18 protein-coding genes and 4 pseudogenes are annotated in these 21,180 nt (G+C 64.4%); 17 read left to right on the forward strand and 5 right to left on the reverse strand.

Features of this window, described 5'->3' with window-relative positions:
- Positions 1-13: 13 nt before the first annotated feature.
- The 3 genes and pseudogenes from ACMGG8_RS01235 to ACMGG8_RS01245 all read right to left on the reverse strand — a co-directional run.
- A pseudogene (locus tag ACMGG8_RS01235) lies at positions 14-1,084 on the reverse strand (cache domain-containing protein); the annotation flags it as partial.
- Between the two features lie 118 nt (positions 1,085-1,202).
- Entirely contained in the window at positions 1,203-1,505 is a 303-nt protein-coding gene (locus ACMGG8_RS01240) for a cell division protein ZapA (RefSeq protein WP_060837200.1), read from the reverse strand.
- A complete protein-coding gene (locus tag ACMGG8_RS01245) occupies positions 1,502-1,732 on the reverse strand; it encodes a hypothetical protein (RefSeq protein WP_016962666.1) in 231 nt (76 codons plus the stop codon). Before ACMGG8_RS01245 ends, ACMGG8_RS01240 begins: the two co-directional genes overlap by 4 nt.
- Positions 1,733-2,043: 311 nt before the next feature.
- On the opposite strand from ACMGG8_RS01245, the pseudogene ACMGG8_RS01250 reads away from it, so the two are divergent.
- The 7 genes and pseudogenes from ACMGG8_RS01250 to selO all read left to right on the forward strand — a co-directional run.
- A pseudogene (locus ACMGG8_RS01250) lies at positions 2,044-2,814 on the forward strand (MCP four helix bundle domain-containing protein); the annotation flags it as partial.
- The gene (locus ACMGG8_RS01255; protein WP_414159914.1) at positions 2,806-3,669 is read left to right on the forward strand and encodes a methyl-accepting chemotaxis protein; all 864 of its coding nucleotides are present in this window, start codon (positions 2,806-2,808) and stop codon (positions 3,667-3,669) included. The pseudogene ACMGG8_RS01250 and the gene ACMGG8_RS01255, both read left to right, overlap by 9 nt.
- 211 nt (positions 3,670-3,880) lie before the next feature.
- Positions 3,881-4,636: pseudogene (locus ACMGG8_RS01260) on the forward strand (MCP four helix bundle domain-containing protein); the annotation flags it as partial.
- Entirely contained in the window at positions 4,628-5,491 is an 864-nt protein-coding gene (locus ACMGG8_RS01265; RefSeq protein WP_414159915.1) for a methyl-accepting chemotaxis protein, read from the forward strand. The pseudogene ACMGG8_RS01260 and the gene ACMGG8_RS01265, both read left to right, overlap by 9 nt.
- Positions 5,492-5,657: 166 nt before the next feature.
- The gene (locus tag ACMGG8_RS01270; RefSeq protein WP_060837197.1) at positions 5,658-7,400 is read left to right on the forward strand and encodes a potassium/proton antiporter; all 1,743 of its coding nucleotides are present in this window, start codon (positions 5,658-5,660) and stop codon (positions 7,398-7,400) included.
- A 65-nt stretch (positions 7,401-7,465) separates the two neighbouring features.
- Positions 7,466-10,819 carry a mechanosensitive channel MscK gene (mscK, locus tag ACMGG8_RS01275; protein WP_060837196.1) on the forward strand — a complete coding sequence of 1,118 codons (3,354 nt, stop codon included), beginning with the start codon at positions 7,466-7,468 and terminating at the stop codon, positions 10,817-10,819.
- A gap of 49 nt (positions 10,820-10,868) precedes the next feature.
- Complete coding sequence (gene selO, locus ACMGG8_RS01280; protein ID WP_108545922.1) at positions 10,869-12,332, forward strand: protein adenylyltransferase SelO; 1,464 nt, start codon at positions 10,869-10,871, stop codon at positions 12,330-12,332.
- Position 12,333: 1 nt separating this feature from the next.
- Here the strand turns inward: selO and ACMGG8_RS01285 are convergent.
- Positions 12,334-12,651, reverse strand: a pseudogene (locus ACMGG8_RS01285) (helix-turn-helix domain-containing protein); the annotation flags it as partial.
- Positions 12,652-12,755: 104 nt separating this feature from the next.
- Here ACMGG8_RS01285 and ACMGG8_RS01290 point away from each other — a divergent pair.
- The 4 genes from ACMGG8_RS01290 to trxC all read left to right on the forward strand — a co-directional run bounded on the left by ACMGG8_RS01290 (position 12,756) and on the right by trxC (position 15,728).
- Positions 12,756-13,196: an IgaA/UmoB family intracellular growth attenuator gene (locus ACMGG8_RS01290; protein ID WP_414159044.1), complete on the forward strand. Its 441-nt coding sequence runs from the start codon at positions 12,756-12,758 to the stop codon at positions 13,194-13,196.
- Between the two features lie 84 nt (positions 13,197-13,280).
- Entirely contained in the window at positions 13,281-14,225 is a 945-nt protein-coding gene (locus ACMGG8_RS01295) for a hypothetical protein (RefSeq protein ID WP_060842281.1), read from the forward strand.
- A 26-nt stretch (positions 14,226-14,251) separates the two neighbouring features.
- Complete coding sequence (locus tag ACMGG8_RS01300; protein ID WP_414159045.1) at positions 14,252-15,202, forward strand: hypothetical protein; 951 nt, start codon at positions 14,252-14,254, stop codon at positions 15,200-15,202.
- 91 nt (positions 15,203-15,293) lie between these two features.
- Positions 15,294-15,728 carry a thioredoxin TrxC gene (gene trxC, locus ACMGG8_RS01305; RefSeq protein WP_060842279.1) on the forward strand — a complete coding sequence of 145 codons (435 nt, stop codon included), beginning with the start codon at positions 15,294-15,296 and terminating at the stop codon, positions 15,726-15,728.
- 51 nt (positions 15,729-15,779) lie between these two features.
- Here the strand turns inward: trxC and ACMGG8_RS01310 are convergent, their stop codons facing one another.
- Positions 15,780-16,550, reverse strand: a complete 771-nt coding sequence (locus tag ACMGG8_RS01310; RefSeq protein ID WP_060842278.1) for a ParA family protein — start codon at positions 16,548-16,550, stop codon at positions 15,780-15,782.
- A gap of 345 nt (positions 16,551-16,895) precedes the next feature.
- On the opposite strand from ACMGG8_RS01310, the gene ACMGG8_RS01315 reads away from it, so the two are divergent.
- The 6 genes from ACMGG8_RS01315 to ACMGG8_RS01340 are packed head-to-tail and all read left to right on the forward strand — an operon-like array spanning position 16,896 to position 21,129.
- The gene (locus tag ACMGG8_RS01315; RefSeq protein ID WP_235759148.1) at positions 16,896-17,615 is read left to right on the forward strand and encodes a beta-ketoacyl synthase chain length factor; all 720 of its coding nucleotides are present in this window, start codon (positions 16,896-16,898) and stop codon (positions 17,613-17,615) included.
- Positions 17,591-18,412, forward strand: a complete 822-nt coding sequence (locus tag ACMGG8_RS01320) for a lysophospholipid acyltransferase family protein (protein ID WP_060837188.1) — start codon at positions 17,591-17,593, stop codon at positions 18,410-18,412. The genes ACMGG8_RS01315 and ACMGG8_RS01320 overlap by 25 nt, the downstream gene beginning before the upstream one ends.
- A complete protein-coding gene (locus tag ACMGG8_RS01325) occupies positions 18,381-18,653 on the forward strand; it encodes a phosphopantetheine-binding protein (RefSeq protein ID WP_011058851.1) in 273 nt (90 codons plus the stop codon). Before ACMGG8_RS01320 ends, ACMGG8_RS01325 begins: the two co-directional genes overlap by 32 nt.
- A gap of 9 nt (positions 18,654-18,662) precedes the next feature.
- Complete coding sequence (locus ACMGG8_RS01330) at positions 18,663-18,917, forward strand: acyl carrier protein (protein ID WP_060837187.1); 255 nt, start codon at positions 18,663-18,665, stop codon at positions 18,915-18,917.
- The gene (locus ACMGG8_RS01335; protein WP_060837186.1) at positions 18,914-19,459 is read left to right on the forward strand and encodes a hypothetical protein; all 546 of its coding nucleotides are present in this window, start codon (positions 18,914-18,916) and stop codon (positions 19,457-19,459) included. Before ACMGG8_RS01330 ends, ACMGG8_RS01335 begins: the two co-directional genes overlap by 4 nt.
- Positions 19,456-21,129, forward strand: a complete 1,674-nt coding sequence (locus ACMGG8_RS01340; RefSeq protein ID WP_108545919.1) for an AMP-binding protein — start codon at positions 19,456-19,458, stop codon at positions 21,127-21,129. Before ACMGG8_RS01335 ends, ACMGG8_RS01340 begins: the two co-directional genes overlap by 4 nt.
- Positions 21,130-21,180: the final 51 nt, after the last annotated feature.

Raw genomic sequence — 21,180 nt, forward strand, 5'->3', positions numbered from 1 at the left:
GGCTGTCGAGGAAGCGGTTGAAGCCCCGCGCCAGGCCCCCCAGTTCGTCGGCGCGGCTGGCGTCCAGGCGCAGGGTCAGGTCACCGCCACCGCTGCCGATGGCCACCAGCCCCTCGGTCACTTGCCGGACCGGACGCACCAGGCCACGGGCCAGCAGCACCACCAGCAACAGGCAGACCGCGGCAATGCCCAGGCCGATCAGGCTGGTGAGCCAGATCGCCCGATGCGCCTCGGCGTAGATCTGCTCCTGCGGCACCTCGGCCACCAGGCTCCAGCCAAAGCCGCGCAGGGGCAGGCTCAGGGCCAGGTAGTCTTCGCCGTCACGCTCGAAATGACTGCTGGTCAGCCCGTCGTGCCCCATCAGCGCCTCGGCGGCGGTCGCGCCGATCTGCTCGGACAACTGTCGCTTGCCGCTGAATTCGGCGTCCGGATGGACCTGGATCAAACCATCGCTGCGCACCAGAAACACCCGGCCGCGCTCGCCAAAGCTGTAGTCGTGAATCAGCTTCGACAGCTCGGTCATGCGCAAGCCCAGGCCGGTGACGCCCACCAGCGCACCGTCCTTCTCGACCCGGTAGTTGATGAACAGCGCCAGCTCGCCGCTGGCAACGTCGATATCGATGTTCAGCACTCGCGGCTTGCCGCTGTCGATAAAGCGATAGAACCAGGCGTCCTTGGGATTGTCCCGGCTGAGGGTCCGGTCCAGGCCTTTCTGGTTGTAGTAATGATGGCTGAGCGGGCTGGCCATCATGGTGGTGAACGCCTGGTTCTCGGCGCGGATGTCTTCCAGGTAGCTGATGAAGCTCTGCGCCTGAGCCGGGTCTTCGCCCGCCGCCAGCCAGTCGCGCAGCATGCCGTTGCCGGCCAGGTCCCGGGCGGCGGTCAGCGGCTGGGTGAGAATGCGTTCGATATCGTTGCGCATGGCTTCGATGCTCGAAGGTAGCGCCCTGTCCACCAGATAGTTCTGGGTCAGGTGATTGATCAGTACCGTGTAGATGGCTACTACCACCAGCAGGCTGACCAACAGGGCCGACCCCATGCTGAGGATCAGCTGCCATTGAATACTGCGTCGCCAGAATTGCATGGAACACCTCTTTCTTATGGTTATAAGAGGCTGAGATACCGCGCCAGCCGCGGGAAGTTGTATACAAACATTGACCCTGCTTGTCCAACCCGTTACCCGTCGGCTGTGTGCACTTCCATCAATTCTGTTGAATGGTCTTGGCGATCACCTCGACGGTGGCGCTCACCTGCTCCTCATAACGGGCCAGTTCCTGGGCATGGCGCTTTTGCATCTCGATCTGCTGCGAGCACAGGTTCATCGCCGCCAGCACCAGCAGGCGCTCGCCAATCAGCGTCGGGTATTTCTTCTTGGTGTCGGCCAGGGCCGCCTTGAGCATCAGCGCGGCGTCCATGAGGGTCTGTTCCTCACCGGCCGGGGCCTTGATCGAGTAATCCTCGCCCAGGATCGAGATCACCTTCACCCCATCGATATGGTGTCTCATGGGTTGGCCGGGCTCGCACTGACGCGCTCAACCAGGGCCTGGATGCGGGCTGCGGTCGCGCCTTGTTTCTCTTCCTGTTCCATCAGGCTCAATTGCAGGCTTTCGTTTTCATCCTTGGCCTGGGCCAGTTGTTCCTTGAGGGCTGCGTTCGTGCCGAGCAGCTCCTGGTTCTGTAGCACCAGGTCGCTGACCAGCTGTTCCAATTGGCTGAGGGATGCTTCCAACATTTTGATCTTCCGGGCTTTTTGCAAAGGGCGCGTACGATAAAGAAAAGTCACCTTGGATACCAGGGTTATCCAGGCGCAAGGCCTTGATTTTACTGGCGATGACCCTTCCGCGAGAGCTGCTAGAGACTGTCATTCGACCCGTGGGTTCCTGACGCTCCGTCGGGCCGTCGGGACTTTTCTGAAATTTCCCAACGAGCACTCAGACTTTTCTGAAACTGCTCCTGACGATTCAAGAAGCATTTTTTCAACGCGATAGCACAGGTACTTCCCAGCCCCACACGCGCAAGCTGCGCACATCCGAGGTAGGTTCAATGTCCCTGCGTACCCTGAATATCGCTCCGAGGGCATTCCTCGGTTTTGCCCTGATAGGTGGCTTGATGCTGTTTCTGGGGATCTTTGCCCTGAACCAGATGAGCAAGATCCGCGCGGCGACCGAACGCATCACCCAGGACACCATCCCCAGCATCAAGAGCGTCGACGACTTCACCCAACTGAGCCTGCGCCTGCGGGTCCAGGCCTATCGACTGCTGCTCAACCGCGACCCCGAGGAACAGCAAAAGACCCTGGACTCCATCAGCCAGCGCAACCAGAAGATCGATGAAACCCGGGCCCGCTACCAACAGCTCATCAGCAGCCCCGAGGAAAAAGCCGCTTACGATCAGTACCTGGAGCTGCTGAGCCACCACCGCCAACTGGAAGCCCAGTTGATCGAGCTGTCGCACAACAACCAGCTCGAAAGCATGCAGCAGTTGCTCAACACCGAACTGATGGCCAGCGCCGAAAAGATCAACGCCCTCCTCAACCAACTGGTGGAGATCAACACCCAGTACTCCCAGGCCGCCGATCAAGACGCGGCCGAGCAATACACCACCGCCTTCAATCTGGTGGTGAGCCTGCTGGTACTGGCCAGCGCCCTGACCCTGCTGTTCGCCTGGCGACTGATTCGCAGCATCACCCTGCCGATCGCCAACGCCCTGCATGCCGCCGAAACCATCGCCGAAGGCAACCTGACCCAACCGATCACCGTGGATGGCCGCGACGAAGCCGGCCGCCTGTTGCAGGCCATGCTCACCATGCAGGAAAAGCTGCGGGACACCCTGCAACGCATTTCCGCCTCCGCCGGCCAGCTGGCCTCGGCGGCCGAGGAACTCAACAGCGTCACCGACGAAAGCGCCCGCGGCCTGACCCAGCAGAACAACGAGATCGAACAAGCCGCGACGGCGGTCAATGAAATGACCAGCGCCGTGGAAGAAGTGGCACGCAATGCCGTCAGCACCTCCGAAGCCTCGCAGAACGCCACCCAGTCCGCCGGGGACGGACGGGACATGGTTCAGGAAACCGTCGCCGCCATCGAGCGCATGACCGGCGACGTGCAAAGCACCGCCAGCCTGATCGGCGATCTGGCCAACGAGTCGCGGGACATCGGCAAGGTGCTGGACGTGATCCGCGGCCTGGCCGACCAGACCAACCTGCTGGCGCTCAATGCCGCCATCGAAGCCGCCCGTGCCGGCGAGGCCGGTCGCGGCTTTGCCGTGGTCGCCGATGAAGTGCGCGCCCTGGCCCACCGCACCCAGCAGTCCACCAGCGAAATCGAACGCATGATCGGCAGCATCCAGAGCGGCACCGAACATGCCGTGGACTCCATGCGCAACAGCACCGAACGCGCCGAGTCGACCCTGAACATCGCCCGGGGTGCCGGTCTGTCCCTGGACACCATCAACAGCGCCATCATCGAGATCAACGAACGCAACCTGGTGATCGCCAGCGCCGCCGAGGAACAGGCCCAGGTGGCCCGGGAAGTGGACCGCAACCTGGTGAACATCCGCGACCTGTCGGTGCAATCCACCACCGGGGCCAACCAGACCCGCTCCGCCAGCAGCGAATTGTCGGGCCTGGCCGTGGACCTGAACAATCTGGTGACCCGGTTCCAGCTGTAACACCCCCCCTTGCGTCCTGCTCCAGCCCTCTAGTGCGGGGGCTGGAGCCAGGGGTAGCGGCGCTTGGCGCTGCCAGGGCGGTGCATGGGCGGGCGGCTAAATCCGCGGCGTGACTCAAGACTTTAGTCGTACGACCGATATGTCACGGTAGATCAGTCTCAAGCCCCGCACGGATGCGCCCTTTTTGGTACTCACCATGTCCCTTCGTAATATGAATATCGCTCCGCGGGCCTTCCTCGGTTTTGCCATGATCGGCGGCTTGATGCTGATCCTCGGGGTGTTCGCCCTGAATCAGATGAGCAAGATCCGCGGTGCCGCCGAGGACATCACCCTGAGCAGCGTGCCGAGCATCAAGAGCCTCGACGAATTCACCCAGCTGACCCTGCGCCTGCGGGTGCTGTCCTACCGTTTGCTGGTCAACCGCGAGCCGGATGTGCAGCAAAAGACCGTGGAACTGCTGGAGATGCGCAACCAGCAGATCCGCACGGCCCAGACGACCTATGAAAAGCTGATCAGCAGCCCGGCGGAAAAAGCCGCCTATGACCAGTACGTGCAGTTGCTGGGCCAGTACCGGCAGATCGAAGAGCGGATGAAGAGCCTGTCCCGCAGCAATCAGGTGGACGAGTTGCGCAACCTGCTCAACACCGACCTGCTGAACAACTCCGAAGCCATGAACACCGTGCTCAACCGCCTGCTGGAGATCAACACCCAGCAGACCCTGGACACCAACCAGCAAGCCGCCGAGCAGTACTCCTCGGCCTTCGCTCTGGTGGTGGGCCTGCTGGTGCTGGCTACCGCCCTGACCCTGCTGTTCGCCTGGCTGCTGACCCGCAGCATCACCCTGCCGATCGCCAACGCCCTGAGCGCCGCCGAAGAGATCGCCGAAGGCAACCTGACCCGGCCGATCCGGATCGACGGCAGCGACGAGGCCGGGCGCCTGTTGCAGGCCATGGCCAAGATGCAGGAAAAACTGCGCGACACCCTGCAACGCATCTCCGGCTCCGCCGGCCAACTGGCCTCGGCGGCCGAGGAACTCAACAGCGTCACCGACGAAAGCGCCCGTGGCCTGACCCAGCAGAACAACGAGATCGAGCAAGCCGCGACGGCGGTCAATGAAATGACCAGCGCCGTGGAAGAAGTGGCCCGCAACGCCGTCAGCACCTCCGAAGCCTCGAAGAACGCCACCACCTCCGCCGGCGACGGTCGCGACCTGGTGCAGGAAACCGTGTCCGCCATCGAGCGCATGAGCTCGGACGTACAGAGCACCGCCAGCCTGATCGGCGATCTGGCCAACGAGTCGCGGGACATCGGCAAGGTGCTGGACGTGATCCGCGGCCTGGCCGACCAGACCAACCTGCTGGCGCTCAATGCCGCCATCGAAGCCGCCCGTGCCGGCGAGGCCGGCCGCGGCTTTGCCGTGGTCGCCGATGAAGTGCGCGCCCTGGCCCACCGCACCCAGCAGTCCACCAGCGAAATCGAACGCATGATCGGCAGCATCCAGAGCGGCACCGAGCATGCCGTGGACTCGATGCGCAACAGCACCGAACGCGCCGAATCGACCCTGAACATCGCCCGGGGTGCCGGTCTGTCCCTGGACACCATCAACAGCGCCATCATCGAGATCAACGAACGCAACCTGGTGATCGCCAGCGCCGCCGAGGAACAGGCCCAGGTGGCCCGGGAAGTGGACCGCAACCTGGTGAACATCCGCGACTTGTCGGTGCAATCGTCCACCGGCGCCAACCAGACCAGTGCAGCCAGCAACGAGCTGTCGCGCCTGGCCGTGGACCTCAACAGCCTGGTGGCGCGCTTCAGCCTTTGAAGCACCGGGCCAGGCTCGGCAAAGACCCGGCGCACAGCACGTGCGCCGGATCGGCCGGTGCCATTGAAAGCTTTTTGACAGCGGCACATTTCAACAGGTTAGAATCGCTGGCACGCAGACTGCATGGTCAGTTTGCGCCCGCCTTTTTCACCCTGGAGTACTGCCTTTGAATGCGACGACCATCAACAGCCTGTTCTTGATCGGCGCGTTGCTGGTAGGTGCGAGCATTCTGGTGAGTTCACTGTCCTCCCGGCTCGGCATCCCGATTCTGGTGATCATCCTAGCCGTGGGCATGACCGCCGGGGTCGACGGCGGCGGCATCATCTTCAACAACTACCCGACCGCCTACCTGGTGGGCAACCTGGCCCTGGCCGTGATCCTGCTGGACGGCGGCCTGCGCACCCGGGTGGCGAGTTTCCGCGTGGCCCTGTGGCCGGCGCTGTCCCTGGCCACGGTGGGGGTGCTGATCACCACCGGGCTGACCGGCATGGCCGCGGCCTGGCTGTTCGACCTCAATTTGATCCAGGGCCTGCTGATCGGCGCCATCGTCGGCTCCACCGACGCCGCGGCGGTGTTCTCGCTGCTGGGGGGCAAGGGTCTCAACGAACGGGTCACCGCCAGCCTGGAGATTGAGTCCGGCAGTAACGATCCGATGGCGGTGTTTCTCACCGTGACCCTGATCGACATGCTCGCCAGCGGCCACACCGGCCTGCACTGGGGCCTGCTGGGGGACCTGGTCCGCGAATTCGGCATCGGCGCGGTGATCGGCCTGGGCGGCGGCTGGCTGATGCTGCAACTGGTCAACCGCATCCACCTGGCCAACGGCCTGTACCCGATCCTGGTGATCGCCGGCGGCCTGGTGGTCTTTGCCCTGACCAACGCCCTGCACGGCAGCGGCTTTCTGGCGGTGTACCTGTGCGGCCTGGTGATCGGCAACCGCCCGGTGCGCAGCCGCCACGGCATCCTGCACATGCTCGACGGCATGGCCTGGCTGGCACAGATCGGCATGTTCCTGGTGCTGGGACTGCTGGTCACCCCCCACGACCTGCTGCCCATCGCCCTGCCGGCCCTGGGCCTGGCGCTGTGGATGATCCTGTTCGCCCGGCCGCTGTCGGTGCTGGTGGGCCTGGCGCCGTTCAAGGCCTTCCACGGCCGGGAAAAGGCCTTTATCTCCTGGGTCGGCCTGCGCGGCGCGGTGCCGATCATTCTCGCGGTGTTCCCATTGATGGCCGGGCTGCCCAACGCCCAGCTGTACTTCAACCTGGCGTTCTTCATCGTGCTGATCTCGCTGCTGGTGCAGGGCACCAGCCTGCCGTGGGTGGCCAAGTGGCTGAAGGTCACGGTGCCGCCGGACCCGGCGCCGATCTCCCGATCGGCCCTGGAAGTCCATGTCACCAGCGAGTGGGAGATGTTCGTTTACCGCCTGGGAGCGGAAAAGTGGTGCATCGGCGCCGCCCTGCGGGAGCTGAAGATGCCCGAAGGCACGCGGATTGCCGCGCTGTTTCGCGGCCAGCAACTGCTCCATCCGTCGGGTAGTACCGTGCTTGAAGCCGATGACTTGCTGTGCGTGATCGGCCATGAACACAACCTTCCGGCCCTGGGCAAACTCTTCAGCCAGGCGCCGGAGCGCGGGCTGGACCTGCGCTTCTTCGGCGACTTCGTCCTCGAAGGCGACGCCCAGCTGGGCGCGGTGTCGGCGCTCTACGGGCTCAAGCTCGACGGCCAGGACGCGGACATGCCGCTGGGGGCGTTCATCGCCCAGAAGGTCGGCGGTGCACCGGTGGTCGGCGACCAGGTGGAGTGGAACAACACCATCTGGACCGTGGCGGTGATGGACGGGAACAAGATCGGCAAGGTGGGCGTCAGATTCCCCGAAGGAAGTCGCCCCGGCCCCGGCCTCTTCCTCTAAACTGCGGAGCGCGTCGGACCTGGTCGCGACGCGTCCCCCCATTCCTATTTGCTTGACCGACTTCTATGCCTAACCTGCGTAAATTCTTCGCTGTTGCCCTGCTGGGCCTGAGTCTCTCTGTCGGCGCCGCACAGGGCGGCGATCCGCCCAGTGCCGAGTCGGTCCAGCAAAGCCTGGACAAGATCGCCGAACGCAAATTGCCGGAAGCCGATCAGAAGGCCCTGCAGACCCTGCTGCAAAACACCCTGAATCAGCTGAACAACAAGCAGGACTACGAGCGACGCCTCAGCGACCTGCGCCAGCAGTTGAGCAACGCGCCGCGCCAGACCACGGAAAACCAGCGGGAACTGGCACGCCTGAAGGCCAGCAAAGTGGTGCCGGTGGCCCAGCGCTACGGCTCGCTGGCGGTGTCGCAACTGGAGCAACTGCTGAGCGAACGCACCACCCTGCAAGGTGAGCTGCAAAAGGCCCTGGCCGACGCCAACACCCTGACCATCACCGCCCAGACCCGGCCCGAGCGGGCCCAGGCGGAAATCAGCAGCAGCCAGACCCGCATCCTGCAGATCAACGCCGCACTCAAGTCCGGCAAGGACGGCGGCAAGCTGCTCGGCGCCGATCAACGCAACCTGCTGAATGCCGAACTGGCGGCGATCAACGCCCTGATTCCCCTGCGCCGCCAGGAATTGGCGGGCAACAGCCAGTTGCAGGATCTGGGCAGCAGCCAGCATGACCTGCTGATGGAAAAGACCGCGCGCCTGGAGCAGGAAATCCAGGACCTGCAGACCCTGATCAACCAGAAGCGCCTGGCCCAGTCCCAGGAAACCGTGACCCAGCAGTCCATCGAGGCGCAGAAGGCCGGAAGCAGCAGCCTGCTGGCCACCGAAAGCGCCACCAACCTCAAGCTCTCCGACTACCTGCTCAAGAGCACCGACCGCCTCAACGAACTGACCCAGCAGAACCTGCAGACCAAACAGCAGCTGGACAGCGTGACCCAGAGCGATGCGGCCCTGGACGAGCAGATCAACGTGCTCAAGGGCAGCCTGCTGCTGTCGAAGATTCTCTACAAACAGAAACAGGCCTTGCCACGCCTGAAACTGGACCGCGACCTGGCGGACGAAATCGCCGATATCCGCCTCTATCAATTCGAGGTCAACCAGCAGCGGGAACTGCTGGGCAGCCCCAGCACCTACGTCGACAACCTGCTCAAGAGCCAGCCGCCGGAGCAGGTCACGCCGCAACTGCGCCGGACCCTGATCGACCTGGCGATGACCCGCGCCGATCTGCTGGAGCGCCTGAACCGCGAACTCAGCGCCCTGCTCAACGAGTCCATCACCCTGCAGCTGAACCAGAAGCAGTTGCTGAGCACCTCCCAGAGCCTGCGGGCGACCCTCGACGAGCAGATGTTCTGGATCCCCAGCAACAAGCCCCTGGACGCCGAGTGGCTGCAGGAAGTGCCCCAGCGCCTGCAGAAACAGGTCACCACCCTGCCCTGGGCCTCCAGCCTCAGTGAACTGACCGACGGCCTGGCGCAGCGGCCGTTGCTGTTCCTGCCCCTGGCGCTGCTGATCGGCGCCCTGCTGTGGCGGCGCAAGAACCTCTACGCGCGCCTGAGCAAGGTGCACAAGGACATCGGCCACTTCAAACGCGACAGCCAGTGGCACACGCCGCTGGCGATCCTGGTCAACATTCTCCTGGCGATGCCGGTGACCCTGGGCCTGGCGCTGTGCGGCTATGCCCTGCAGATCGACGCCCGGGGACAGAACGCCAACCTCGGCGCGGCGCTGCTGCAGATCGCCCAGGCCTGGCTGGTGTTCTACACCGCCTATCGGATCCTCGCCCCTGGCGGCGTGGCGGAACTGCATTTCCGCTGGGAAAAACCCCAGGTGGAATTCCTCCAGGGCTGGGTCCGCCGCCTGGGGCTGGTGGTCCTGGCGCTGGTGGCCGTGGTGGCCGTTGCCGAGCACCAACCCGCGGCCCTGGCCGATGACGTGCTGGGCATCGCCGTGGTGCTGACCTGCTACGGGCTGATGGCCTGGCTGCTGAGTCGCCTGCTGCTGAGCAGCCCGGCCCACGAGAATGCCTCGCTGTTCCGCAAGGCGGTGGGCCTGCTGTTCACCCTGCTGCCGATCGCCTTGTTCATCGCCGTGTGCTTCGGCTACTACTACACCGCGCTCAAGCTCAGCGACCGCCTGATCAACACCCTGTACCTGCTGATGTTCTGGCTGGTGATCGAGGCCACCTTCGTTCGCGGACTCGGGGTTGCGGCGCGGCGCCTGGCCTACCAGCGGGCCCTGAGCAAGCGCCAGGCGGCCAAGGAAGCCGGGGAAAGCGGCGACGCGGTGGTCGAAGAGCCGACCATGGACATCGAGAAGGTCAACGAACAGTCCCTGCGCCTGATCCGCCTGGCCCTGCTGGGCGGCTTCATCGCCGCGCTGTACTGGGTCTGGTCGGACCTGATCACGGTGTTCTCCTACCTGGACAACATCACCCTCTACGAATACACCAGCGGCACCGGCGCCAACATGAGCATGGTGCCCATCAGCATCGGCGATGTGATCGGTGCACTGATCATTGTCGGCATCACCTTCGCCCTGGCGCGCAACCTGCCAGGGCTCCTGGAAGTGCTGGTGCTGTCCAAGCTGAACCTGGCCCAGGGCAGCGCCTACGCCACCACCACCCTGCTGTCCTACGCCATTGCCGGGGTCGGCTTCGTCTCGACCCTGGCCACCCTCGGCGTCAGTTGGGACAAGCTGCAGTGGCTGGTGGCGGCCTTGTCGGTAGGCTTGGGTTTCGGCATGCAGGCGATCTTCGCCAACTTCATCTCCGGCATCATCATCCTGTTCGAGCGGCCGGTGCGCATCGGCGACACCATCACCATCGGCAACCTGTCGGGCACGGTGAGCAAGATCCGCATCCGCGCCACCACCATCACCGACTTCGACCGCAAGGACATCATCGTCCCCAACCAGACCTTCATCACCGGGCAACTGATCAACTGGTCGCTGACCGACACCGTGACCCGGGTGACCCTCAAGCTCGGCGTCGACTACGGCTCGGACCTGGACCTGGTGAAAGAGCTGCTGCTCAAGGCCGCCCGGGACAACCCGCGGGTGCTCAAGGAGCCGGAGCCCCATGTGTACTTCCTCAACTTCGGCGAAAGCACCCTGGACCACGAACTGCGCATGCACGTTCGCGAACTGGGGGACCGCAACCCGGTGGTGGACGAGGTCAACCGCTTCATCAACCGCGAGTTCAAGAAGCAGCACATCAACATCTCGTTCCGGCAGATGGAGGTCTACCTGAAGAACCTCCACGGCCAGGAATACAAGATGGTGCCCATCGAGCCGGAGGCCAAGACCATCGTCCCGGTGGCCGAAGGCAAGCCGCTGCAGGAACCGCCGCCAAGCAAACTCGACTAAGGCCTCTATCCCTAGCAGAATGCTCGGACATTCTGCTGGGAGATGGCCGTTGAAAGCCCTCGACGAACTGACCTTCGACAACCGCTTCGCTCGCCTGGGCGACGCCTTCTCGACCCACGTACTGCCCGAACCTCTCGACAACCCCAGGCTGGTGGCAGCCAGCCCGGCGGCCATGGCGCTGCTGGACCTGGACCCGGCCGTGGCCGAAAGCCCGGTGTTCGCCGAGCTGTTCGGCGGACACAAGCTGTGGGCCGAGGCCGAGCCCCGGGCCATGGTCTATTCCGGGCATCAGTTCGGCTCCTACAACCCGCAACTGGGGGACGGTCGCGGCCTGTTGCTGGGCGAGGTCTACAACCAGGCGGGAGAACACTGGGACTTGCACCTGAAGGGCGCCGGGCAGACGCCCTACTCCCGCATGGGCGATGGTCGTGCCGTGTTGCGCTCGTCGATCCGCGAGTTCCTCGCCTCCGAAGCCCTGCATGCCCTGGGCATTCCCAGCAGCCGCGCGCTGTGCGTGATCGGCTCGGACACCCCGGTGTGGCGCGAGAAGCAGGAGCGCGGGGCGATGGTCCTGCGCCTGGCGCCGAGCCATGTCCGCTTCGGCCATTTCGAGTACTTCTACTACACCAAGAAACCCGAACAGCAGAAGCAGTTGGGAGAGCATGTGCTGGCGCTGCATTTCCCCGAGTGCCTGGAGCAGCCGGAACCCTACCTGGCGATGTTCCGCGAGATCGTCGAACGCAACGCCGAGCTGATCGCCAAATGGCAGGCCTACGGCTTCTGCCACGGGGTGATGAACACCGACAACATGTCGATCCTGGGCATCACCTTCGACTTCGGCCCGTTCGCCTTCCTCGATGATTTCGACGCCCACTTCATCTGCAACCACTCCGATGACCAGGGCCGCTACTCCTTCAGCAATCAGGTGCCCGTCGGCCAGTGGAACCTCAGCGCCCTGGCCCAGGCCCTGACGCCGTTCATCAGCGTCGAGGCATTGCGGGAAAGTCTCGGTCTGTTCCTGCCGCTGTATCAGGCTCACTACCTGGACCTGATGCGTCGGCGCCTGGGCTTCACCCAGGCCGAGGACGACGACCAGAAACTGGTGGAACGCCTGCTGCAACTGATGCAGAACAGCGGCGTCGACTACAGCCTGTTCTTCCGCCACCTGGGGGACCAGGCGCCGGAGCAGGCGCTGGCCCGGCTGCGGGACGATTTCGTCGACCGCGACGGCTTCGATGCCTGGGCCGAGCAGTACCGGGAACGGGTCGCCCGGGATCCGATCCAGGGCCAGGACCTGCGCCGGCAGCGCATGCACGCGGTCAATCCGCTGTACATCCTGCGCAACTATCTGGCGCAGAAGGCCATCGACGCCGCCGAATCAGGGGATTACTCGCAAGTGCGGCGCCTGCACCAGGTGCTGAGCCGGCCATTTGAGGAACAAGAGGGCATGCAAGGGTATGCCGAACGTCCGCCAGAGTGGGGCAAGCACCTGGAAATCAGCTGCTCGTCCTGAGTCAGACGAAGGTCTCCATCGACACCTTGAAGCGCTCGGCCAGCCAGCGGACCTGCCGCAGGTTGAGCTGGCGCTTACCGCTGAGCACTTGCGACACCACCGACTGCGCGCCCACCCCGGGCAGGTCGCTTTGAGTCAGGCCATGTACACCCATCAACGAGCGTAGAACCTCCACGGCGCTGACCGCCGGCATCGGATGGTGCTCTTCGTCGTAGGCCTCGATCCAGTCACCCATGATGTCCACCAGCGAAGCCAGTGGGTGCGATTCGTCTTCGCTCATGATGTCCAACAGCTCATCGAGTGCCAGGGCCAGCGCCTCGGCCATCGTGCAGAAAAGCGCCAAACACAAGATTGCGCATGGACCCGTCGGCAGCGGATGCGGATAATGCCCGCCCCTGATGTCCAGTACCTGCAAGGATGCGCATGAACCTGTTCCTGACCCTGGTCACCCTGGCTTTGGGCGTGATCACCCTGGTATCGGCCGTCATCTACCTGAGCCGTCGCGCCAAGTACCGCATGAACCTGCAGGACCTGCGCCTGCACGGTAAACCGCACCGCACCATTACCCAGGCCGAACGGGACGAACTGACCAAACAGACCGCCAGCCTGCAACGTATCCAGGGCAGCGGCGGCATCTCCTACGAGCCGATCAGCGACTGCGTCTATCTGATTAGCGGCGGCACCGCGAGCGACGGGCTGGAACTGCAGGCGCTGTCGATAAAACACGTGTCGATCGCCGGTATTCCCGTGGAATTCCCCTACCCGATGGCCAGCTTCCTGGCTGAAAGCAACCAGGCCGAAGTGGTGATCGCCAAGACGTTCGCCGTGGTCATCGGCCTCAACGGGCATCGCCTGGCCCTGTGACGCACCGGCGGCCCGACTGCCACCTTCACCACTCGCCCATGCCACGAGCCCTGTCCCCCCGTCGACACCCTGCAAGAGTCCGCCATGAAACCTCGCTACCTGCTGCTGTTGCCCCTGCTGTTCGCCCTGACCGGGTGCAAGGAAGACTTCGCCACCCTGCACTTCCAGGACTCGGTGCGCTCCGATCCCAAGGCCGGCCCGCAATACTCCGACCAGTTGGTGCACGAGGCGTACAAGCAGAGTATCTACACGGCGCTCCGCGCCCAGGGCCTGGACCCGGATGCCATTGCCCTGGAGCGCGACAAGGAGGATGACAAGGTGATCCAGCTGCGCCTGGTGGACTACTCCCTGAGCCCGGAACAACGGGGCCGCCTCAGGGCCGTCTTCGAGCAGGTCACCGAGGCGCGCAAGGCCAGCTCGATGAATCTGCACCTGGAACTGGACAACGCCCAAGCCAAGGTCACCCCGTCGGGCAGCAGCGACTTGCCGGACAGCCTCGACGCCGGCCTGGCGTTCGAGCCGGAGTTCGGCATGCTGCTGGACCGCAGCTACGAAGACAGCATGCAGGCCATCGTCAACGCGAGCGAAATCCAAGGCCCGGTCAGTTGCAAGATCACCGCGCGCCTGACGCTGCCCATGCCCTTGAAACTGATCGCCTACGAAGCCCTTGAACAGGACAACAGCGAGCGCGGCCTGATCTCCTTGCTGACCCGCAGCGGCAGCATTGCCAAGGTGCCACTCAAGGTGCATTTCGATGACCCTGACCTGAACCGGCTCCTGCAGCAGAAAACCGTCCAGGCCTGGCCATCCAGCTCGAAGATCACCCGGCCCGCACCGGTGCCCCTCGACGAATTCGCCATCGTCATCGGCTCCATCGGCGTCCAGACCCTGACCTCGGCCCTGCCCTTCGACACCCGCAAGGACGAGCTGCAAGCGCTGTGCGATCAAAAGATGCAGACCCTGGGTCGGCCATTCACCTTTCAAATAGGCCGGACCCTGGATCGCTTGACCAGCGTCGACTTCCGCTAAGCGCCATTGCGCAACAAGGACCTCCATTGAACCGACGCCTCTACACGGCAGCCCTGCTGCTGATGCTGCTGACCGGCTGCAAGCAGACCTACCTGACCCTGCATTTCCAGGACGAAGTGGGCGACCCCAAGCAGGCCCGGATCGTGCCGTACTTTGCAGAGACCATCACTCAGATGGCCACCGGGATCGGCATCGAGCCCGACGCCATCGGCCTGGAGATGGACCGCAAGGACGACAAGACCCTGCATATCAGCCTGGACAGCAGCGTGCCCGACAGCCAGCGCCAGCGTCTGCGGGCGCTGTTCAACGAAATTGTCGAGGCGCGCGCAGCCGGCACCTTCGAGGCCGTTCTGGAGATCGCTCCGGAAACCGGGAAATACACCAGCCCCGAGTACCGCAAAAGAGCCATGGCCTTGCCGCGCCACTTCTCCCTGGCGCTGGAGCCGGTGAAGTACGCCGCGGTGATGTTTCATTACTCGATGGAGGAATTGATCAGCGGCAAGCTCTCGGCCACCGGCACGCCCAACGAGGCGTTTTGCCAATACCAGGCCACCCTCCAGGCGCCGGGCATGCCGTTCAGCCAGATGGGCAGCAAGGCCGGGAGCGGACCAGGGGACTACAACGTGTATCTGGAGTGGAAAGACCACAAGCGCGAACCGGCGCAGTTCTTGTTCGGCAACATCAGATTCGCCAACCCCACGCTCAACCAGATGCTGTTCGACAACCGCATCCAACTGTCCGCGATCAAGACCTCCTGGGGCTCGCGAGTGGATCGCCGCGCCGACCGCGTCGGCTTCAGTGTCGGTTCCCTGGGCTTGCAGTACCACGAGGATGGGGAGATTTCTCCGTTTCAGCACATAGGCTTCATGGGCAGGTGCGAGGGCATGGCCATGGACCTGGGCCGGCCCTTTACCTTCTACATCGGCCGCTCCATGGACCGTCTGCTCAGCGTCGAACTGGCCCCGCCCAGCACGTGAGGCCATGCCGACACCTGCCCGGCGGACGCCAACTTGATATTCACCCCGGGCGCCGCCATCTAAGGCGCTCCACCTATTTGCGGAGCCCATCATGTCCGAGCCACTGCTGATTCCCTGCCCGCACTGCAACGGCCTCAACCGCATCCCCGGCGAACGCCTGGGCGATCACCCCAAATGCGGACGCTGCAAGGCCGAGGTCTTGCTGAGCAGGCCTTTTGACTTGAAACAGGGCGACTACGCCAGCCAGATCAAGGGCGACCTGCCGCTGCTGGTGGACGTATGGGCCGACTGGTGCGGGCCGTGCAAATCCTTTGCGCCGATCTTCGCGCAGGCCGCCACGCAACTGAGTGGCAAGTGCCGGCTGGCCAAGCTGGACAGTGAAGCCAACCCGCAGCTATCGGGGCAATTGGGCATTCGCTCGATTCCCAGCCTGATCCTGTTCAAGAACGGCCGGGAAGTGGCCCGGCAAAGCGGCGCCTTGCCATTGCCACAACTCTTGGGCTGGTTGCGCAGCCAGGGGATCTAACGCGACGTCATGAGCCGCAGGACACAGCCTGCGCTCACGAGGACTTGAGGGTCAGGCGTTTTCCAGCAGGTTGTGCAGGTCGACGAACTGCTGGGTCAGCTTGTGCCGTGGGTCGAGATGGATCAGCGGCATGCTGGCCTGGTGCGATTCACGCATGCGCACCGAACTGCCCAGGTAAACCGGCAGCACCGGCAGACCTTCGCTGATCAACTCATCGAGCATCTGCTGCGGCAGACTGGCCCGGGCCTGGAACTGATTGACCACGATGCCCTCGACCTCCAGGCCCTCGTTGTGGTCTTCCTTCAACTCTTCGATCTCCGCCAGCAGGCCGTACAGCGCCTGACGGGAGAAACTGTCGCAGTCGAAGGGAATCAGCACGCGATCAGCGGCGATCAGCGCCGATACCGCATAAAAATTCAGGGCCGGCGGGGTGTCCAGGTAGATCCGGTCGTAATCCTCGGCCAACTCGTCCAGCAGTTTGCGCAGCTTGTTGATCTTGTGCTTGGCCTCAAGCTTGGGCTGCAGGTCCGCCAGCTCGGCGGTGGCGGTCACCACGTGCAGGTTGTCGAAAGGCGTTTCGTAGATATCCACCTGGTTCTTCTTGGCGAACGGCCCGGACGACAGGGTCTGCTTGAAGAAATCGGCAATGCCCATGGGAATGTCCTCGCCGGTCAGGCCGGTGAGGTACTGAGTCGAGTTGGCCTGGGCATCCAGGTCCACCAGCAAGGTGCGATAGCCCTCGCTGGCGCTGACCGCCGCCAGATTGCAGGCAATGCTGGATTTGCCGACGCCACCTTTCTGATTGAACACCACACGCCGCATGTCTAGACCTCCCTGTATCAAAGATCACCGAGTGTAGTAGGCCACGTCGGCCCTTAGCTACCTCGACAGCGCAAGACTTTGCGCAGTCCTGGCAGCGCCGGGTCGGGCCGGACCAAGGCTTGGCCACGGCGGCTTGCGCTCGGAGCGGTCCGCAATAGTGGCAAATAGACACCTTCCCTTAGATCAGATTCGGCGTTTTTGCGACCAACAACCCAAGCAGCATTTGCTACAAGCCAGTCGCACCGGGATAATGCGCGCCACTGACGCCTTCGCGTCACCCAGGTCAATCGCCAATCGAAGCGATACACCGCGTCAAGGAAGCCCGCAGGGGCGGGATGAAATCAAGTGATCAAGTTCAACATCGCTCAATGGCGTGCGTGGGCCCCTGGGCTCGAAAGCGTGGACGCCTGGCAGGCCTGGAGCCACCAGCCGACCCTGCCGGAAAGCAGCGATGCCGCTCCCGATGTGTCCTTTCTGCCCGCCATGCAGCGCCGGCGCCTCAGCCGCCTGGCGCGCATGGCCTTCAGCGTCGGCTGGCCCCTGGCCGAGGGCCTGGAGCAGTTGCCGCTGGTGTTCATTTCCCGGCATGGCGAAACCCCGCGCACCTTCGACATCCTCAGCGACCTGGCCGCCGAGCAGCCGCTGTCGCCCACCCAGTTCAGCCTGTCGGTGCACAACGCGGTGATCGGCCTGTGGTCGATCATGCGCGGCGAAACCAGCGAAATGACCGCTCTGGCCGCCGCCGGCGATGGCCTGGAACACGGCCTGCTGGAAGCCGCCAGCCTGCTGGCCGACGGCGCGCCCCACGTGTTGCTGGTGATCACCGAGGAGCAGCCGCCCGAAGCCTATGCCAGCTGGATCGACGACGTGCCGTTCCCCTACGCCCTGGGCCTGCTGCTGACGCCGGGCGACGACTGGCAGCTGTCGCTGGGCAGCGACGACGGTCAAACCCCCAAGGCCCCGTGGCCCCACGCCCTGAACCTGCTGCGCCTGCTGCTCGGTGCACAGAACACTTGCCAACATGCCTGGATGAATCGTGTATGGACCTGGCAACACAAGCACTGAGCGCCAAGGGCCGCAATGCCTACCACTGGCGCCTGATGGCCACCGCTCTGAGCTTTGCACTGTTCGGAATAGGTGGTTTGTGCCTGCGCCTGGTGATTTTCCCGCTGCTTGCCTGCCTGCCCGGCGATGCCCACAGCCACCGCCAGCGGGCGCGCAACACCGTGAGCCGGCTGTTCTGGCTGTTCATCCGCTTCATGGCCAAGAGCGGCGTGCTCACCTATGAGGTGCAGGGCGCCGAGCGGCTCGGACGACCGGGGCAGATGATCATCGCCAACCACCCGTCGCTGATCGACGTGGTGTTCCTCATCGGCCTGGTGCGCGACGCCAACTGCGTGGTGAAGCAGAGCCTGTGGAGCAACCCCTTCACCCGCGGCCCGGTGCGCGCTACCCAGTACATCAGCAACGACGGCAGCCTGGACATGCTCGATGCGGCCTCCGGGGCACTGCAGGAAGGCCAGACCCTGATCGTCTTTCCCGAAGGCACCCGCACCCAGCCCGGCAGCGCCCCCGCCTTTCATCGGGGGGCTGCGGCCATTGCCCTGCGCGGTGCGAAAATCATCACGCCGGTGGTGATCCGGGTCAGCCCCACCACCCTGACCAAGGCCGAGCCCTGGTACCGCATTCCACAACGCCGTGTGCACTTCAGTTTTCACGTCGGTGCCGATATAGACCCACAGACCTTTGCAGCCCAAGGCCCGGCGCCCCAGGCTTCGCGCAAGCTCAATGAGCACTTGCACCACTACTTCATTAAGGAGCTCGCCAGAGATGAGCGATACACACCCGGACCTGATGCTTGAAATCAAACTGCTGATCATCGACGCCCTGGGCCTCGAAGACATCAGCGCCCAGGACATCGGCAACGATCAGACGCTGTTCGGCGAAGGCCTCGGCCTGGACTCGGTGGACGCCCTGGAACTGGGCCTGGCGATCCAGAAAAAGTACGGCATCAAGATCGATGCCGACGCCAAGGACACCCGCAACCACTTCAGTAACGTGGCGAGCCTTGCGGCGTTCGTCACTGCAAAACAGGCAGCTTGAGAACCGACCATGCAAACCCGTGACGACATCTTCAACACCCTGCGCGATGCCCTGGTCGAACTCTTCGAACTGGCCCCCGACAGCATCAGCCTGGACTCCAACCTGTACCAGGACCTGGAAATCGACAGCATCGACGCCGTCGACCTGATCGACCACATCAAGCGTCAGACCGGCAAGAAAATCGCCGCCGAGGAATTCAAGTCGGTGCGCACCGTCAACGACGTGGTCGAGGCGGTCTACCGTCTGGTCCAGCCGGCCGCATGAGCCGGCTGATCGGCCTGGGCTTGTTGCTGGCCGGCCTGCTTTACCCCTTCGCGGTGTACTTCGGCATGGAGCACTTCGCGCCCTGGCAGTTCGGTCTGCTGCTGGGCGGCCTGTGGCTGGCCCGGGCGCTGACCGGCGAACGCCGCCCCGGCAGCCTGTGGATGGCCATTGTGGCAATCGCGTTCTGCCTGCTCCTGGCCTGGTTCGACAACCCGGCGCTGCTGCGCTGGTACCCGGTGCTGATCAGCAGCTTCATGCTCGGTCTGTTCGGCCTGAGCCTGAAATATGGCCCCCCGGTGGCGGAACGCCTGGCACGCCTTGGCGAGCCGGACCTGCCGGAAAAAGCCATCCGCTATACCCGCCAGGTGACCATCGCCTGGAGCGTGTTTTTTCTCTGTAACGGCGTGCTCGCCGCGGCCCTGACCCTGTGGGCGCCGCTGAGCTGGTGGACGTTGTACAACGGCCTGATCGCCTATGGGCTGATGGGTCTGCTGTTTGCCATTGAATGGCTTTTACGACAACGGGTACGAGGCCGTAGATGAACTGGATTGCCCTTGAGCGGCTGTTGCTCAAGACCCAAGCACCGCGCGTGGTCAGTGCCCAGCCCGGGATCGACCTGCAGGGTCTGCAGCAACAGGCCCTGAGCCTGGCCGGCGCCCTGCAGCAGCGCGGCGTGAGCCGCCTGGCGCTGCACCTGGAAGACGCCGTGGACCTGGCCGTGGCCCTGCTCGGCGCCTGGCGCGCCGGGGTCAGCGTGCTGCTGCCCGCCGACCTGCAGCCCCAGACCCGCCAACGCTGGGCGGCGGACGTCGACCTGTGGCTGACCGATCAGGACACGCCGCTGCAGCAGTTGCAGGCCCAGCCCCTGGAGCCGGCCGAGCTGGACCTGGACGCCTGCCGGTTGAGCCTGTGCACCTCCGGTTCCAGCGGCGAGCCCAAGCGCATCGACAAAAGCCTGCGCCAGCTGGCCAACGAGGTCCAGGCCCTGGAGCACCTGTGGGGCGCCGACCTGGGACCGGCCTGGATCATCGGCAGCGTCGCCACCCAGCACATCTACGGTTTGCTGTTCCGCGTGCTCTGGCCACTGTGCGCCGGGCGCCCCTTCGTGCGCCGCCAGTTGCCCTTCCCCGAAGACCTGCAACGGGCCAGCCGCGAATGCCCGGCCTTCGCCTGGGTGGCCAGCCCCGCGCTGCTCAAACGCATGGGCGACAACCTCGACTGGCCGGCCCTGAGCCCGGTGCGCCGGGTGTTCTCTTCCGGTGGCGCCCTGCCGGCCGAAGCCGCCGACAGCCTGCAGCAACGGCTGCAGCAGTGGCCGACGGAAATCCTCGGCAGCTCGGAAACCGGCGGTATCGCCTGGCGCCAGGGGGCGGACCTGTGGCAACCCTTCGCCGACGTCCGCCTGAGCCAGGACCCTGACGGCGCACTGCTGATCGCCTCGCCCTATCTGCCGCCCGGGCATGTCGAACACACCGCCGACGCCGCGCGCATTGCCGCCGACGGCCGCTTCGAACTGCTGGGCCGCCTGGACCGCATCGTCAAACTGGAAGAAAAGCGCCTCTCCCTGCCCATGCTGGAACAGGCCCTGGAAAGTCACGACTGGGTGGCGGAAGCGCGCCTGGGGGTGGTCGAAGACAACCGCGCCTACCTCGGCGCCCTGCTGGTGCTCAGCGAATCCGGCCTGCATGCCCTGCGCAATCAGGGTCGGCGTCACCTGACCCAGACCCTGCGCCAGCACCTGTCCCGGCACTGTGAGGCCCTGGCCCTGCCGCGACGCTGGCGCCTGGTGCGGCAACTGCCGCTGAACAACCAGGGCAAGCTGCCCCAGGCCGAGGTCCAGGCCCTGCTGCTGGCGCCGCGCCCCAAAGCGCCGGAGGTGCTGGAACAGCTGCAGCACGCCGACGAATGGCAACTGCAACTGGCGGTTCCGCCGGACCTGGCCTACTTCAGCGGGCACTTCCCCGCCACCCCGGTTCTGCCGGGGGTCGTGCAAGTGGACTGGGCCCTGGCCCTGGGCCAGCAACTGCTCGACCTGCCGGGCCGCTTCGCCGGCATGGAAGTGCTGAAGTTCCAGCAACTGGTGCGCCCCGGTGATCGTATCCAGCTCAACCTGCGCTTCGATGCCCAGCGCCAGAAACTGTATTTCGCCTACCTCAATGACGGCGCTCCTTGCTCCAGTGGGCGGATCGTTCTGGAGGCCAGCTGTGGATAAGTTGCAGGCGATGGAACCCGGCACCCCGGCTCCTGCCGTGCAGGGGCCTGC

It is taken from the genome of Pseudomonas sp. BNK-45 (assembly GCF_047456255.1).
GTDB lineage: Bacteria > Pseudomonadota > Gammaproteobacteria > Pseudomonadales > Pseudomonadaceae > Aquipseudomonas.